At 64.7% G+C, this 14099-nt stretch carries 17 protein-coding genes and 3 tRNA genes; 10 read left to right on the top strand and 10 right to left on the bottom strand.

The genetic code is table 11. The features are described from left to right. The first annotated feature begins 8 nt into the window (after positions 1-8). The 3 genes from HGK27_RS10640 (at position 9) to HGK27_RS10630 (ending at position 1924) form a co-directional block, all read left to right on the top strand. Positions 9-830 (top strand): Cof-type HAD-IIB family hydrolase, encoded by an 822-nt coding sequence (locus HGK27_RS10640; protein WP_206240506.1) that lies wholly within the window; start codon positions 9-11, stop codon positions 828-830. Between the two features lie 102 nt (positions 831-932). Then, positions 933-1262 (top strand): hypothetical protein, encoded by a 330-nt coding sequence (locus tag HGK27_RS10635; protein ID WP_206240505.1) that lies wholly within the window; start codon positions 933-935, stop codon positions 1260-1262. Positions 1263-1297: 35 nt separating this feature from the next. Continuing rightward, on the top strand, positions 1298-1924 hold the full coding sequence (locus HGK27_RS10630) for a hypothetical protein (protein WP_206240504.1): 627 nt from the start codon (positions 1298-1300) through the stop codon (positions 1922-1924). Between the two features lie 112 nt (positions 1925-2036). On the opposite strand, the gene HGK27_RS10625 is transcribed toward HGK27_RS10630, so the two are convergent. From HGK27_RS10625 to dapF, 4 genes are read right to left on the bottom strand one after another with little or no spacing between them, the layout of a single operon-like run. Continuing rightward, positions 2037-2675, bottom strand: a complete 639-nt coding sequence (locus HGK27_RS10625; protein WP_206240503.1) for an inner membrane-spanning protein YciB — start codon at positions 2673-2675, stop codon at positions 2037-2039. Next, entirely contained in the window at positions 2672-3598 is a 927-nt protein-coding gene (ftsY, locus tag HGK27_RS10620) for a signal recognition particle-docking protein FtsY (protein ID WP_206240502.1), read from the bottom strand. Before ftsY ends, HGK27_RS10625 begins: the two co-directional genes overlap by 4 nt. Further along, positions 3595-4761, bottom strand: a complete 1167-nt coding sequence (locus HGK27_RS10615; protein ID WP_206240501.1) for a MiaB/RimO family radical SAM methylthiotransferase — start codon at positions 4759-4761, stop codon at positions 3595-3597. Before HGK27_RS10615 ends, ftsY begins: the two co-directional genes overlap by 4 nt. After that, positions 4758-5573 carry a diaminopimelate epimerase gene (gene dapF / locus HGK27_RS10610; RefSeq protein WP_206240500.1) on the bottom strand — a complete coding sequence of 272 codons (816 nt, stop codon included), beginning with the start codon at positions 5571-5573 and terminating at the stop codon, positions 4758-4760. The genes HGK27_RS10615 and dapF overlap by 4 nt, the downstream gene beginning before the upstream one ends. A 162-nt stretch (positions 5574-5735) precedes the next feature. Between dapF and HGK27_RS10605 the strand changes: the two genes are divergently transcribed. From HGK27_RS10605 to HGK27_RS10595, 3 genes are all read left to right on the top strand, one after another. Then, entirely contained in the window at positions 5736-6854 is a 1119-nt protein-coding gene (locus tag HGK27_RS10605; protein WP_206240499.1) for a mannitol dehydrogenase family protein, read from the top strand. Then, the gene (locus tag HGK27_RS10600) at positions 6851-8350 is read left to right on the top strand and encodes a UxaA family hydrolase (RefSeq protein ID WP_206240498.1); all 1500 of its coding nucleotides are present in this window, start codon (positions 6851-6853) and stop codon (positions 8348-8350) included. The genes HGK27_RS10605 and HGK27_RS10600 overlap by 4 nt, the downstream gene beginning before the upstream one ends. 73 nt (positions 8351-8423) lie before the next feature. Next, complete coding sequence (locus HGK27_RS10595; RefSeq protein ID WP_206240497.1) at positions 8424-9320, top strand: bestrophin family protein; 897 nt, start codon at positions 8424-8426, stop codon at positions 9318-9320. A 97-nt stretch (positions 9321-9417) separates the two neighbouring features. Here the strand turns inward: HGK27_RS10595 and HGK27_RS10590 are convergent. Further along, positions 9418-9494, bottom strand: a tRNA-Pro gene (locus HGK27_RS10590). Between the two features lie 180 nt (positions 9495-9674). Here HGK27_RS10590 and thyA point away from each other — a divergent pair. Together thyA and HGK27_RS10580 are read left to right on the top strand one after the other, a co-directional pair. Further along, complete coding sequence (thyA, locus tag HGK27_RS10585) at positions 9675-10637, top strand: thymidylate synthase (RefSeq protein WP_206240496.1); 963 nt, start codon at positions 9675-9677, stop codon at positions 10635-10637. Between the two features lie 13 nt (positions 10638-10650). Next, a complete protein-coding gene (locus HGK27_RS10580; RefSeq protein ID WP_206240495.1) occupies positions 10651-11241 on the top strand; it encodes a YdeI/OmpD-associated family protein in 591 nt (196 codons plus the stop codon). A gap of 9 nt (positions 11242-11250) precedes the next feature. Here HGK27_RS10580 and HGK27_RS10575 read toward each other — a convergent pair whose 3' ends face one another. Next, the gene (locus HGK27_RS10575) at positions 11251-11778 is read right to left on the bottom strand and encodes a hypothetical protein (RefSeq protein WP_206240494.1); all 528 of its coding nucleotides are present in this window, start codon (positions 11776-11778) and stop codon (positions 11251-11253) included. A 266-nt stretch (positions 11779-12044) separates the two neighbouring features. Between HGK27_RS10575 and HGK27_RS10570 the strand changes: the two genes are divergently transcribed. Both HGK27_RS10570 and HGK27_RS10565 read left to right on the top strand, forming a co-directional pair. Continuing rightward, positions 12045-12121, top strand: a tRNA-Asp gene (locus HGK27_RS10570). Positions 12122-12154: 33 nt separating this feature from the next. Further along, positions 12155-12231: transfer RNA gene (locus HGK27_RS10565), tRNA-Asp, on the top strand. 105 nt (positions 12232-12336) lie between these two features. Here the strand turns inward: HGK27_RS10565 and HGK27_RS10560 are convergent. The 4 genes from HGK27_RS10560 to HGK27_RS10545 form a co-directional block, all read right to left on the bottom strand. Then, the gene (locus tag HGK27_RS10560; RefSeq protein ID WP_206240493.1) at positions 12337-12567 is read right to left on the bottom strand and encodes a DUF2842 domain-containing protein; all 231 of its coding nucleotides are present in this window, start codon (positions 12565-12567) and stop codon (positions 12337-12339) included. Next, entirely contained in the window at positions 12567-13139 is a 573-nt protein-coding gene (locus HGK27_RS10555; protein WP_241127022.1) for a 5-formyltetrahydrofolate cyclo-ligase, read from the bottom strand. The genes HGK27_RS10560 and HGK27_RS10555 overlap by 1 nt, the downstream gene beginning before the upstream one ends. Before the next feature lie 222 nt (positions 13140-13361). After that, positions 13362-13811 carry a cell division protein ZapA gene (locus tag HGK27_RS10550; protein ID WP_206240491.1) on the bottom strand — a complete coding sequence of 150 codons (450 nt, stop codon included), beginning with the start codon at positions 13809-13811 and terminating at the stop codon, positions 13362-13364. Then, positions 13808-14032 carry a hypothetical protein gene (locus HGK27_RS10545; protein ID WP_206240490.1) on the bottom strand — a complete coding sequence of 75 codons (225 nt, stop codon included), beginning with the start codon at positions 14030-14032 and terminating at the stop codon, positions 13808-13810. Before HGK27_RS10545 ends, HGK27_RS10550 begins: the two co-directional genes overlap by 4 nt. Positions 14033-14099 lie beyond the last annotated feature (67 nt).

Genomic DNA, 14099 nt, shown 5'->3' with positions numbered 1-14099 from the left:
GCCACCCCATGAAAGACCTGCGCCTGTTCATCTCGGACATCGACGGCACTCTGACCCGCAGTGACAAGACCATCAGCCCCGCCGTGATCGAGGCCGTGCATCGGCTCGATGCGGCAGGCGTGCCTTTCACGCTGATCAGCGCCCGCCCGCCCAGCGGCATTCTGTGGATCGCCGAAACGCTCGGCCTGACGCGCCCCATCGGCGCCTTCAATGGCGGCACCATCGTTCAGCCCGATGGCACGGTGTTGTCTTCGGAATTGGTGCCGGGGGATGTGGCGCGTCAGGTGCTGGCGCTGATCGACCGGCCCAATGTCACCATATGGCTGTTCAGTCAGGGCCGCTGGATTGCCCAGCGCCCCGACGCCCATTACGACGACCGCGAGCGTAAATCGGCCAATCAGGAGCCGATCTATGACGCCAATCTGGACTCCTATGCCGACAGCGTGGACAAGATCGTCGCCGTCTCCGACGATCACGACATGCTGGCCGATCTGGAAGCCATCGTGGATCGCGCGGTGGGGACCCGCGCCACAGTGGGCCGCTCGCAGCTTTACTACCTCGATATCACCGCCACGCGGGCCAATAAGGGCGATGGCGTGCTGGCTCTGGCCCATGCTTTCGGGGTCGATCCGGGGCAGGTGGCGGTGATCGGCGACCAGCGCAACGACATGCCGATGTTCCGCAAGGCGGGCCTCTCCATCGCCATGGGGCAGGGGCCGGTGGAGGTGCGTGAGGCGGCGGACCATGTCACCGCATCGAATGATGAGGATGGGGTGGCTCAGGCCATCGATTCTATCTTGCTGCCCATCGCGGCATTGCGCGGCAAATAACTGATAAATAGGGAATGATTGTTTCCGGGCGGTGTAAAATATCGTCCGGAACATTCGCAGGCCGCCCGCGTTCCAAACCTTGCCATCAAGGAGGTGGAACTCATGACATTGAAATCGACCATCGGCGCGGTTTGCGCCGCGAGCCTTGCTGTCTGCGGTATTGCTGCCGCTCACGCCCAGCCTGTCGCGCATGACAATGCCGCGCCCAACCCCGCCATGAAATCGCCTGATCATATGACCAAGGCGCCGCTCGCCAAGGGCAAGAACTCCTTCACCCAGAGCGAGGCCAAGTCGCGTCTGGAAAAGGCGGGCTATGCCAATGTCAGCGACCTCAACAAGGATGCTGACGGCCTGTGGCAGGCCAGCGCGACCCGTCACGGCACGCCGGTGAAGGTGGCGCTGGATTACAAGGGCAATGTGGCCACGCGCTAAGCGTCCGCCTCATCTCAACGGGAAAGGATAGACCCATGAGTCAGATCGTCACTCGCCTGTTCGACAATTTCTCCGATGCCGAACATGCCGTTATCGAACTGGAGCGCGTTGGCGTTCTCCACGGCGACATCAGCCTAGTGTCGAACCGCCGGGGCACCTCGCATGCCGCTGCCGATGTGCGCGAACCGCGTGACAGCACCGCTGGCGACGCAGCCGCGCGCGATGCCGGTGTGGGCGCCGCGCTGGGCGGTGTGATCGGTGCCGGTGGCGGCGTGCTGGCGGGCCTTGGCCTGTTGGCCATTCCGGGCCTCGGCCCCGTGATCGCGGCGGGCTGGCTTGCTTCGGCGGCGGTCGGCGCGGTGGTCGGTGGCGCGGTGGTGGCTGGTGCAGGCGGCATTGTCGGCGCGCTGACCCATGCCGGCGTGAGCCGCGCAGAGGCCGATGTCTATGCCGAGGGCGTGCGGCGCGGCGGCACGCTGGTCAGCGCCAAGGTCGAGGATGAGCTGGTTCTGACGGCGCAGGCCGCGCTGGACAACACGCCCTATGTCGATATCGCCGAACGCCGCGCCCTCTATCAGGGGCAGGGCTGGACGACCTTCGATGACAGGCTCGATCCCTACACCGATGCCGAGATCGAGGCCGAACGCGCCCGCTGGCGCTAAGGTGCGGAGCATCGCGCGAAAAAGTGGGAACCGGTTTTTCGCAATAGCGATGCGACAATAAAAACTGACCTCAAAGAAAAGCCCGGCTTCCAGAAGGGAGCCGGGCTTTTTCTTATTCAGCGTTCTCGCTGTCGGGCTGTTTTTCCTGCCCCAGACCGTGGCGCAGCAGCATTGGCATATGCGCAAAGGTGAACAGGAATGAGAGCGGCATAAAGACGATCAGCTTGGCACGCAGCCACTGGTCGAAGGTGAACCAGCCTTTGTAGGCAAACACCTCGTTCAGTGCGGCGAGGAACAGGAAAAACCAGCCCCAATTGCGCGACAGTTTCATCCAGCCCTCGTCCGAAAGGCCGTCAAAGGCGCTTTCCAGCAGATATTTCATCGTCGGCTTGCCCTTGATCCAGCCGATCAGCAGCATTACCGAGAACAGCGTATAGACGGCGGTCGGCTTGTGCCTGATCCAGCCCTCATCCTGACTGATCATCGTCAGCGCGCCAAAGCCGCAGACCAGCACGGTGGAGAGCCACAGCATGGGCGACACCTTGCCGCGAATCCACTTCGACGCGATCAGCGCCAGCACCGTGGCCGCCATAAACACACCGGTGCTTTTGGTGACGGCGGCCACATCGCTCAGGCTCGCCGCGCCCGAAGGCTTGAACAGGCGATAGGCGATAAAGAACGCCGCGACCGGGCCGTAATCGATCGCCAGATTGACCAGCGGCGAGTGGTTCTTGCGTTCCGGCGCGGTCATGCCTGCACCCCGGCGATCACGCGGGCCACCAGATCGGGATCGAAGGGGCGCAGATCGTCGATCCGCTCGCCCACGCCGATGGCATGGATGGGCAGGCCATATTGCTCGGCCGCCGCGACCAGCACGCCGCCGCGCGCAGTGCCGTCCAGCTTGGTCATGACCAGCCCGGTGACGCCCGCCACCTCCTTGAAGGTCTCGATCTGGGCGAGGGCATTCTGGCCATTGGTGGCGTCCAGCACCAGCACCACATCATGCGGCGCGGCGGGGTTGAGGCGGCCCAGCACGCGGTGGATCTTGGCCAGCTCGTCCATCAGCTCGCGCTTGTTCTGCAGGCGGCCTGCGGTGTCGACGATCAGCGCATCGGTGCCGCGCTCGCTGGCGGATTTCACCGCATCGAAGACGATGGCTGCAGGGTCACCGCCCTCGGGGCCCTTCACGATGGGCACACCAAGGCGGTCCGCCCAGACGCCCAGTTGGCCGATGGCGGCGGCGCGGAAGGTGTCGCCCGCCGCCAGCATCACCGCATAGTCCTCTTCCTGAAACAGGTGAGCCAGCTTGGCGATGGTGGTGGTCTTGCCGCTGCCGTTGACGCCGATCACCAGCACCACATGCGGGCGCGGGAAGGCGGTGACCTCCAGCGGCTTGGCCACGGGGCGCAGGATCGCGGCGATTTCCTCGGCGACGGCCTCGCGGATGGCGTTTTCGCCCGCCGAGCCCTCGAAACGGCGCTGCGCCATGGCGCCACGGATGCGGGCGGCGGCGCGCGGGCCAAGATCCGAGAGGATCAGCGCATCCTCCAGCTCATCGAGCTGGTCTTCGGTCAGGCGCGCGGCACCGGTGATGCCGGAGAGATTGCCCGCCAGACGTTCGGAAGTCTTGGCGAGGCCGCCCATCAGGCGGGAGGTCCAGTTCTCGGCGCTCATGAGAGCAATCCTTCGGTGATGCGTGTGGGGGTGATGGTCAGCATCTGCCCGGGCGTGGAGCCGGCGGGCAGGGCGATCCTTGCGAAATTTTCGGCGTGGCCGGTGCCGTCGCGCTCGGCCAGCACGGTCTGGGGGTGGCCGATCAGGCCTTCGAGCCAGCGGGCGCGGCTTGTGGCGACGGCTTCGCGCAGTTGCGCGGCCCGTGCGCTTATCAGCGGGCGCGGCAGTTGCGGCATGCGCGCGGCAGGGGTGCCGTGGCGGGCGCTGTAAGGGAAGATATGGCCGTGGACGATTTGAAGCTCATCGATGATCGAGAGATTGTCGGCGTGGGCGGCGTCATCTTCGGTGGGGAAGCCGGCGATCAGGTCCGCGCCCACGGCGATATCGGGGCGGCGGGCTTTCAAATCGGCCACAAGGTTGACGGCATCGGCGCGCAGGTGGCGGCGCTTCATGCGCTTGAGGATCAGATCGGCGCCATGCTGCAAGGAGAGATGCAGATGCGGCATCACCCGCTGTTCGCTGGCGATGATCTCGCGCAGCAGGGGATCGATCTCCACGCCATCCATTGAGGAGAGGCGCAGGCGGGGCAGGGCAGGCACATCGCGCAGGATCGCGGCGACCAGATCGCCGAGGCGCTGCTCGTCACGGTTCCAGCCGGTAAGGTCCACGGCGGTCAGCACCACCTCGCCCACGCCTACATCGGCATGGGCGCGCACCTCATTCACCACATCGGCGATGGAGCGCGAACGGCTCGGGCCGCGACCGGCGGGGATGATGCAGAAGGTGCAGGCATGGTCGCAGCCGTTCTGCACGGCCACAAAGGCGCGGGTATGCTGGCCTGAAGGCATTGGCACAACAGGCGCGGGCGGCACGTTCCATGCCCGCGCATCCAGCTTGTCGGCATTGGCGATCAGGCCGTCCACATCCAACGCAGCGATGGCATCGCGCTCCACCTCCACCGCGCAGCCGGTCACCATCAGCCGCGCATCGGGGCGGGCGCGGCGGGCTTTGCGGATGGCTTGGCGTGTCTGGCGCAAGGCCTCGGCGGTGACGGCGCAGGAGTTGATGACGACCATGTCGCGCTCGCCGGCGAGAAGCGCGCGCATATGCTCGCTCTCGGCCAGATTCATCCGGCAGCCCAGCGAGACGACCTCGACGCTCATCCCTGATAAAACGCGGACAGCTCGAACGCGCCGCGGAAGGCTTCGGTGGCAGGACCGGTCATGGTGATGCCATCATCGCCACGCCATTCGATCACCAGCGGGCCGCCCGGCAATGTGACCGTCACGCGGCGGTCGACCAGACCGCGACGCATGGCGCCGATGGCGGTGGCGCAGGCGCCCGTGCCGCAGGCCAGCGTGAGGCCCGCGCCGCGTTCCCACACGCGCAGGGTGATCGCATCGCGCGCCGTGACGGTGGCGACATTGACGTTGATGCGCTCGGGGAAGAGCGGATCATGCTCGATCAGCGGGCCGAGGCGATCCAACTCCACCTCATGCGTATCGGGCGTGAAGAAGATCACATGCGGATTGCCGACATTGACGGCGGTGGGGGCGTTCAGCTCTTCCCAGCCCACCGGCATGGTCAGCGTGTCCATGGCATAGGCCAAGGGAATCGCGTCCCACTCGAAGCGGGGGCGGCCCATATCGACCGAAATGCCATCGGGCGTGGGCGCGGCATAGATCACGCCCGCCAGCGTCTCGATGGCTGCCGCGCTGCCGTGAAGCAGGCCCACGGCGCGGGTGGCGTTCCCGCAAGCCTCGACCTCGCTGCCGTCCTGGTTGAAGATCCGCATCTTGAGATCGGCGATCTCGGACGCTTCGAGCAGCACCAGCTGGTCGCAGCCGATGCCGCGATGCCGGTCACCCAGAGCGGCGGCCAGAGTGGCGGTCATGGGCGGCACATTGCCTTCGCGCGCGTCCAGCACGACGAAATCATTGCCCAGCCCATGCATCTTGACGAAAGGAACACGCATAAGGGGGCGCTCTAGGCGCATGGGGGGGCTGCGTCCAGTGTTGGTGGGCGGTAAATTCGCGGTGGTGGCGGGGTTGTGCGCCCGGCCTCTGGTCAAGACGGTCAAGCGGTGTCACATAGGGCTGGTTGCAAAACCATGGCGTGATGCCGGGGAGAGTCTTGCGTGATCGTTCAATTCGGAACCAGCCGGTTCCTTCAGGCCCATGTCGATCTCTTTGCCAGTCAGGCGCGGGATGCGGGGCAGGATGTGCCGCCCATCACCATCGTTCAGACCACGGGTGATGCCGAAAGGGCCAAGCGTCTGCGCGCTTTTGCCGATCCCGAGGGCTTCCCGGTGATCCTTCGCGGGATCGAGGCGGGCAAGCGCGTTGATCAGACGGTGCATGTGCGCAGCGTGATCGGCGGGATCAGCGCCGTGGCGGACTGGGCTGTGCTTGTGGAGCTGGTTGCGGGGCAGGCGAAGGTTCTTGTCAGCAATACGGGTGACACCGGTTACCATTTTTTGCCAGAGGATCGCGCCCGTCCGGCAGCGGGACAGGTGCCGGGCGGATTTGTACCCAAGCTGACCTCTTTGCTGCATGCCCGCTGGCAGCGAGGCGGCGCGCCTCTGACGCTGCTGCCCTGCGAACTGGTGCCGCGTAATGGCGATGTGCTGCGCGGCGTGGTGCTGGATCTGGCCCGCGATTGGGGGCTGGGGCAGGGTTTTGCCGCTTGGCTGGAAACATGCCTCTGGATCAGCACGCTGGTCGATCGCATTGTCAGCACGCCGCTGGAACCGGCGGGAGCGGTGGCCGAGCCTTATGCGCTGTGGGCGGTGGAGCGCCAGCCGGGACTCGCGATGCCTTTTACCCATCCGCAGGTGGTGTTGACCGATGATCTGGAGCCTTTCGAACGGCTCAAGCTGCATATCCTCAATCTGGGCCATACGTGGCTGGCGCAGCGATGGCATGAAGCTGGGGCTGCCCCGGCACAAACCGTGCGTGCGATGATGGAGGATGGTGTGACGCTGCCAGCGTTGCGCTCGCTCTATGTGCAGGAGGTTGTGCCGGGGTTCGCGATGCGCGGATTGGGTGCCGACGCAGAAGCCTATGTCGAAACGACGCTGGATCGCTTTGCCAACCCCTATCTCGATCACCGGCTTGCGGATATCTACAGCCATCACCACGCCAAGATCGAACGGCGCGTGACAGGCTTTATCGACTGGGTGAGGGCTCAGGTGCCCGATCTCGTTTTGCCGCGTCTGGAGGCGCTGGCCCATTCTGTTTCGGAGACTGCCGCATGACCCGGGCCCTTCGCCTTTCCCCGCTCGACGATGTGGCGGTGCTGATCGATCCGGCCTCTCCGGGAGAGGATGTGTTGGGGGTGACCGCGCGTGATGCCGTGCCCTTCGGCCACAAGCTGGCGCTGCATGACGTGGCGGTGGGGCAGGTGGTGCGCAAATATGGTCAGCCCATTGGCATCGCCACGCAGCCCATCCGCGCGGGCGAGCATGTCCACAGTCACAATCTGGCTGTCGGTGAGGGCCGCCATGCCGGAGCAGCGGTGACGGCAGGCATGGCAGGGCGTCTGGTGGCGGCGCCCGAGGATGCGCATTTCGAAGGCTATCTGCGCGCCAACGGGCAGGTTGGCACGCGCAACTGCATCGCGGTGATGGGCAGCGTCAATTGCGCCGCCACGGTGGTGCGCCGCATCGCCCGGCGTTTCGAGGATGCCGCGATCCCCGGCATCGACGCGGTGGTGCCGCTCACCCATGCCAGCGGCTGCGGCATGGCCAAAAGCGGGGAGGGCATCGACACGCTGGAGCGCACGCTGACCGGCTATGCCCGCAACCCCAATTTCGCGGGCGCGGTGATCATCGGCCTTGGCTGCGAGGTGGCGCAGATCGGTGAAATGCTGGAACGCCACGGTCTGGCGCCGGGGCCCATGCTGAAAACCTACACCATTCAGGATGCGGGCGGCACGGCACCGGCGATCGAGCATGGCATCGCTCTGGTGCAGGAGCTGATCGAGGAGATCTCCACCGCGCGGCGCAGCACGCGGCCCGCCAGCGATCTGGTGCTGGGGCTGCAATGCGGCGGGTCTGATGGCTGGTCGGGCATCACCGCCAATCCGGCGCTGGGCGCGGCGAGCGATCTGCTGGTGGCAGCGGGCGGCACGGCCTTCCTCTCCGAAACGCCGGAAATCTACGGGGCCGAGCATCTGCTGCTGGCGCGTGCCGCCGATCCTGCGGTGGCGGCGGCGCTGGAAGAGCGCATCGGTTGGTGGGAGGCGCATGCCAGTCGCCATGGCATCAGTCTGGATAACAATCCCTCGCCCGGCAACAAGGCGGGCGGGCTGACCACCATCTTCGAGAAATCTTTGGGCGCTGTAGCCAAGGCTGGTTCTGCGCCTTTGAGCGAGGTTTTGCTCTATGGCCAGCCGCGGAGTCGTAACGGGCTGATCTTTATGGATTCGCCGGGCTATGATCCCTGTTCGGCGACGGGGCAGATTGCCTCTGGCGCCAATCTGCTGGCCTTTACCACCGGGCGCGGATCGGTGTTCGGGGCGCAATGCGTGCCTTGTCTTAAGTTGGCCTCCAACGCGGCGCTCGCCGGGCGGATGGCGGAGGATATCGATGTCGATTGCTCGCCCATTCTGGAGGGCATGAGCGTCGAGGAACTGGGCCAACGCATCTTCCGGCAGTTGCTGGAGGTCGCCTCGGGCCGACCGACCAAGAGCGAGGCGCAGGGCGTGGGCGATTATGAATTCGTGCCATGGCAATTGGGCGCCTGGGTCTAGGCAACAGGCAAGGGGCTGGATTGGCCGGGCTTTGGGTGTATCCGGGGCTGGCCATAGTTCAGGACCCAGCCCTATGATCCAGCGCTCGAAACCGAGCCTTTTCGACATTCTCTTTGCGTGGAAAGGCACGATCCTGCCGCGCATTGGCGGGCGGATGGCGCTGATTGTGCTGGCCAGCGTGGTGGCGGTGGTGGCCGCACGCGACCATCCCGGCATCTTCGGCCAGATCAGCGCTTTCCCTTTTACGCTGATCGGTCTGGCGCTCTCGATCTTTATGAGCTTCCGCAACAACGCTTGCTATGGCCGCTGGTGGGAAGGGCGTCAGCTGTGGGGCGCTCTGGTGATCGAGGCGCGCACCATTGCCCGTCAGGTGGCCAGCCTGCCTGTGGTTGAGCGTGACGGCTTTGTGATGGGTGTCTGTGCTTTCGCCTTTGGTTTGCGCGCCAGGCTGCGCGGCGATGATGAGTTCGCTGCCATCCGCCAATGGTGGGGTGAGGGCGCGTGGATGGCCATGGCCAATCCCACCAATGGTGTCGTTCATGCCATGGGGGTGACCAGCCAGCGCCTGCTCGCTGAGGGTGCGATTGATCCGATGCGCTGGTCGGCGCTGGAGCAGCATCTGGCGGCGCTGACCAGCGTGCAGACCGGCTGCGAGCGCATTGCCGCGACTCCCGTGCCTTTCGCCTATTCGCTGCTGCTGCATCGCACGGCCTATATCTTTTGCCTCAGCCTGCCTTTTGCTCTGGCGGGCACGCTGGGGTGGTGGGCGGTGCTGCCCTCGGCGCTGGTGGCTTATACCTTCTTCGGGCTGGATGCGCTGGGCGACCAGTTGGAGGACCCCTTTGGCCATGATGTCAACGATCTGCCGCTGGACGCCATGGTGCGCGTGATCGAGCGTGATATGCTCTCGGCGCTGGGGCGCGAGGAGCCGCCGCCTGTGCTTATCCCTGTGGATAACGTGTTGATGTGAGGTGGAGGGTGTGTCGACAACGCGTCGATAAGGCCGGGAAAGAAAAAAGCCGACCCGAAGGCCGGCTTTCTCAACTTCTTGATTTTCAAGAAGTAAATGGTCGGGGAAAGAGGATTCGAACCTCCGGCCCCTGCCTCCCGAAGACAGTGCTCTACCAGGCTGAGCTATTCCCCGACCGGTGCTGCAGAGGCGGTTTGAAGCGTCTCTGCGAGGCAGGAGCGGGCCTATAGACAGCGATTTCGAACCACGCAAGCGGCGTTTCGCATTTTTTTGCCTGTGCGTGAATTTTCCCCGATTTGAGCCGCTTGCTGAAAATCGGATGACGGCGCCTGCGCCTTGGGCCAAACTGTGTGGATGACCTTGCCTAACACGATCCGAACCGAGTCCGCCCCCCAAGTCGCTCACTGGGAAGAGCAATATCTGGCCTTGATGGACCATATCTGGCGCCATGGCGATGAACGCCGCGACCGCACAGGCGTGGGCACGCGCTCCGTCTTCGGCGCGCAGATCCGCTGCGATCTCTCCGACAACCGCATGCCGCTGCTGACCACCAAGCGCGTCTATTGGAAGACCGCGACGCGCGAATTCCTGTGGTTCCTCACCGGCGACACCAACATCCGCTCGCTTTGCGCGCAGGGGGTGGAAATCTGGACCGACTGGCCGCTCGACCGCTATCGCAAGGAAACCGGCGACCCGATCAGCCGCGAGGATTTTTCCGCGCGCATCGTGGCGGATGAGGCTTTTGCTGTGCAATGGGGCGATCTTGGCCCGGTCTATGGCAAGCAGTGGGTCGATTGGCCCAATTATCAGCCTGCCGGGGATGGCCTCTATCGCAAGATGGAGGGCATCAACCAGATCGCCGATCTGGTCCACAGCCTGCGCCACAATCCGGGCAGCCGCCGCCATATCGTCGAGGGCTGGAATGTGGCCGAACTCGATTCGATGGCGCTGCCGCCCTGTCACAAGACCTATCAGTTCCATGTTGCCGATGGGCGTCTCTCCGGCGTGCTGTATCAGCGCAGCGCCGATGTCGCCCTTGGCCTGCCCTTCAACCTGTGGAGCGCTGCGCTGTTTATCCGCATGCTGGCCCAGCAATGCGATCTGGAGCCGGGCGAGCTGGTCTGGATGGGCGGCGACACCCATCTCTACCTCAACCATGAGGAGCTGGTGGAGGCGCAGTTGCAGCGCAAGCCCTCGGGCGATCCGCGTATGACCATTGCCCGCCGCCCGGAGAGCATCTTCGATTACGCCATCGAGGACTTTGTCGTCCCCGACTACGCGCCTCAGGGGAAGCTGGCCGCGCCGGTCGCGGTCTGAAGGGGAGGGGGCGATGGAGACAGACCCGCGAATCGATGCCTATATCGAGAAGGCGGCGCCCTTCGCTCGCCCGATCCTGACCCATCTGCGCGCTCTGGTGCATGAAGCGCTGCCGGATCTTGGCGAGACCATCAAATGGGGTATGCCGCATTTTACGGTCGCGGGCAAAAATCTGGCGGGGATCGCGGCCTTCAAGGCGCATTGCGCTTTCGTGATCCATGGCACGGGCCGTCAGGGCATGGAGCGCGATCCCGGCATGGGTGATTATGGCAAGATCACCAGCCTCGATGATCTGCCTCCCGCCGAAGAGCTGAAAGCCAAGCTGCTCGCTGCTGCCGAGAAGATCCGGCAGGGCGGCGGCATGGCCCGCCCCAAAAAGGCGCCGAAAGAAGCGATTCCCGTGCCTGAGGATTTCACGCAGGCTCTGGAAGCCCATCCGGCGGCTCAGGCGGTGTTCGAGGGTTTCGCCCCCTCCCACCGCCGTGACTATCTGGAATGGATTGTGGAGGCCAAGCAGGCCGCCACGCGCGCCAAGCGCATCGCTCAGGCCGTGGAATGGCTGGCCGAGGGCAAGAAGCGCAACTGGAAGTATGAGAAGTGCTGAAAGGCGCGCTTACCTGACCATCCCGGCATAGGCGATACGCCCCGACCCGGCCAAAGCCTGCGCCGGCGTAATATGCCAACGCATATGCGTCACATCCTGAGCCGTCGCCAGCCTGTGGCCGACACGCAGAGCGCCCAGACGTCCCCATGTCTTTCCCCCGTCGGCGGAAACCTCGGCTTCATCCTTCTCGCCCGGCTGATAGCTCATGCCGCCTGGAACGGCATCGGTGACCGTAAAGCCGCCCGTGCCGCCCAGGCGATACCAGCTGAGCAGTGTCACCACCTTATCACCTGAATTCACCTGCCGGGCCGGTTCCAGCATATGCACCGGGCCACGGGCGTTCTGGCGGATGTGTTCCACGAAAAGACTTGATTCGAGCATCACATCGCTCTGCGTGCCCAAAGCGGCCTCTTGGAGGTGGGCATTGTCACGCGCGCGACCGGGACCGGCCAGCAAGGCCATGCTGAGGGCAAGGGGCGTCAGGCAGGCGGCGCCCCGCAGCAGGAAACGGAAGGGTGAGGCAGATGTTTTGCGCATGGGCAGAACTTTCACTCGCGGGATCATGCGATGATTCTGCGCCCGATCGATAAAAATTACGGTTAACGCCGCGTTTGGCATAAGTCCGAAACGGCGCGGAAACGGCCTCAACCGGGCCGAAACTGCATTTTTGGCGGCTTAAGGCATAGTTTTCCACAGCTTAACGGCAAAATTGAGAAAGCTGGCGGATCGTTGTTGACAGGGTCGGCGGTCCCGCCTAGAGGCGCGTCTCCCAAGGGGCGCTGCCTCTTCGGAAACACAGGTGAGCGGGTGTAGCTCAGTTGGTTAGAGTATCGGCCTGTCACGCCGAGGGTCGCGGGTTCAAGTCCCGTCACTCGCGCCACTTGTGTTTCAGTAAGAGTGTTCCGGGCATTGCGCGGGTGTAGCTCAGTTGGTTAGAGTATCGGCCTGTCACGCCGAGGGTCGCGGGTTCAAGTCCCGTCACTCGCGCCACCTTGGGAATGTTTTCTCCTAGCGGGAAATGAGAACGGCGGCCTTCGGGTCGCCGTTTCTGTTTGTGCGCGCGGCACGCGGCTTTGAAAAAAAACGCCGGGGTTTTTAGCCCCAGCGTCCGGTTTCCATCCAGATCAGATAGCGCCTCAAAGGCAGCAGCCAGATCACCCCCAGCAGCACATAGACGGGCAGCTGAGCCAGCACAGGCCATGGCGCGATCCATGGCGCCACGAAGCGCGCCACCAGCCCGCCATAGACCAGCAGCGCCCCCACCAGCGCCAGAATGCCGATGGGGATGCGCCAGGTCGGGGCGTTACGCGGCGGGGGCTTGGCCATCAGGGGGCCTCGTAAAGGCGGGTGGGGGTGATGACGGCTTTCAGCGGGTGGTCATGGGCTTCCAGAGGCAGGTTTTCCTCCAACTGGCAGTCCCAGCCCAAGCCAAGCGCGGTCACGCCCTGATGGGCGGCCAGCCAGCGGTCATAATGGCCGCCGCCTTGACCCAAGCGTGCGCCATCCGAGGAAAAGCCCACCAGCGGCACGAAAACCAGCTGCGGCTCGGCCAGAGGCGAATCGGCAGAGGGCTGCAAGGCGCCATGCGGGCCAACTTCCAGCCCTTCATCCTCATAGGGATCGAGCCAGAGGCGGAACTGCATTGGCGCATCCTTATGCGCGAACCAGGGCAGGGCGATGGGGCGCCCCTGCTCGGCAAAGAACTTCGCATAGCCGCGCGTCGGCGCCTCATCGGGCAAGGCGTGATAGAGGCCGACCGCCGCGCCCTCGGGCGCCAGAGCGGCCACGGCGGCAGGCGGCCGCATAAAGATCAGCGCCCGCACGCGCGGGTCCAGAGCAGCGACATGCGCGCGCCGGGCCTTGCGCAAACGGGCCCGCAGCGCCTTCTTCTCGTCCAAGCGATGCCTCATGGGATGGCGCGGGCCGGATCAGCGCGCGCGAGAAAGGGGGTGACGGGACCACCATGGGTCGTTTGCCTAGAAATCCACCGACGCCTACACGTCAGGTGGGGACCATGTACCACAGGCCAGGGCCTGGGCAGAGACAGCCCCCAAGGATTTGCTTATAGCCTCAGGGATGTTCGAAAGGCTCGTGCGCGGCAGTACCCGTCGCCATGCAATTTAGGCGCGAAAGAGCCGATCCTCAAGGGGGTCTTCCAGCAAAGAGGCCAGATTTTCCAATCGCAAGGCCAGATCGGTAAGGCGGTCGGTGTCGTCAGGCCATGCCGGCACGGGTTCGGGGGCGGGCGTCGAAGCTTCTTCAGGCGCCTCTTCAAGCGCCAGCGGGATGGCGGGAGAGGCATCCTCCTGCTCGGGAAGAAATTCTTCGGCCTCGAAGCTTTCGGCAGGCGGTGGCAGGCCAAGATCGCCCTTTTTTGCCTCATAGACCTCATCGGCCAGCAGCAGGGCGGCAAACAGCAGCGCCCGGCTTTCGCCCTGCACGGCGGCAGGTGGCAGGCTGGCCAGCCGCGCATCGATCATCCGCCCCAGATCGGCGATATGCTCTTCCTCGCCCGCGGCGCAGCCCACCACATAATCGCGACCGGCAATGGTCAGGGTAACATTGCTCACGCCGGGCCGACTCCGCTGCCGGGTGCATGCGAGGCGATCAGTGCATCGAGTCGCCCCAGCGTCTCGCGAAGTGCGCCGCGCAGGGCCTGATGGCGCTCCTGCTCTTCATGCAATTGCAGCTCCAGCGTGGCGGCATCGCTGCGGGTGCGCGCCGCCGCGTCCAGCCGTGTGAGGGCTGCTTCGATTCTTTGCCAGGCTGCTTCGCGGGGGGACTCATTCATATGCAGGGGAGCCTAGCCCAGCGGCGGGCGACTGCAAAGCGGCTCTGCGATGGAAAAGAGGTCTGAT

The sequence above is a fragment of the Novosphingobium terrae genome (assembly GCF_017163935.1).
GTDB lineage: Bacteria > Pseudomonadota > Alphaproteobacteria > Sphingomonadales > Sphingomonadaceae > Novosphingobium > Novosphingobium terrae.
Note: the sequence above shows the minus strand (reverse complement) of the source record. Positions and strands in the feature narration are given on the sequence as shown.

What these genes read in the sequence shown, in the direction of transcription:
- HGK27_RS10595 (WP_206240497.1), top strand. Translation starts at nt 8,424, where the DNA reads ATGATCCAGCGCTCGAAACCGAGCCTTTTCGACATTCTCTTTGCGTGG.
- HGK27_RS10630 (WP_206240504.1), top strand. Translation starts at nt 1,298, where the DNA reads ATGAGTCAGATCGTCACTCGCCTGTTCGACAATTTCTCCGATGCCGAA.
- HGK27_RS10560 (WP_206240493.1), bottom strand. Translation starts at nt 12,567, where the DNA reads ATGGCCAAGCCCCCGCCGCGTAACGCCCCGACCTGGCGCATCCCCATC.
- HGK27_RS10545 (WP_206240490.1), bottom strand. Translation starts at nt 14,032, where the DNA reads ATGAATGAGTCCCCCCGCGAAGCAGCCTGGCAAAGAATCGAAGCAGCC.
- HGK27_RS10615 (WP_206240501.1), bottom strand. Translation starts at nt 4,761, where the DNA reads ATGAGCGTCGAGGTCGTCTCGCTGGGCTGCCGGATGAATCTGGCCGAG.
- thyA (WP_206240496.1), top strand. Translation starts at nt 9,675, where the DNA reads ATGACCTTGCCTAACACGATCCGAACCGAGTCCGCCCCCCAAGTCGCT.
- ftsY (WP_206240502.1), bottom strand. Translation starts at nt 3,598, where the DNA reads ATGAGCGCCGAGAACTGGACCTCCCGCCTGATGGGCGGCCTCGCCAAG.
- HGK27_RS10575 (WP_206240494.1), bottom strand. Translation starts at nt 11,778, where the DNA reads ATGCGCAAAACATCTGCCTCACCCTTCCGTTTCCTGCTGCGGGGCGCC.
- HGK27_RS10580 (WP_206240495.1), top strand. Translation starts at nt 10,651, where the DNA reads ATGGAGACAGACCCGCGAATCGATGCCTATATCGAGAAGGCGGCGCCC.
- dapF (WP_206240500.1), bottom strand. Translation starts at nt 5,573, where the DNA reads ATGCGTGTTCCTTTCGTCAAGATGCATGGGCTGGGCAATGATTTCGTC.
- HGK27_RS10635 (WP_206240505.1), top strand. Translation starts at nt 933, where the DNA reads ATGACATTGAAATCGACCATCGGCGCGGTTTGCGCCGCGAGCCTTGCT.
- HGK27_RS10640 (WP_206240506.1), top strand. Translation starts at nt 9, where the DNA reads ATGAAAGACCTGCGCCTGTTCATCTCGGACATCGACGGCACTCTGACC.
- HGK27_RS10600 (WP_206240498.1), top strand. Translation starts at nt 6,851, where the DNA reads ATGACCCGGGCCCTTCGCCTTTCCCCGCTCGACGATGTGGCGGTGCTG.
- HGK27_RS10625 (WP_206240503.1), bottom strand. Translation starts at nt 2,675, where the DNA reads ATGACCGCGCCGGAACGCAAGAACCACTCGCCGCTGGTCAATCTGGCG.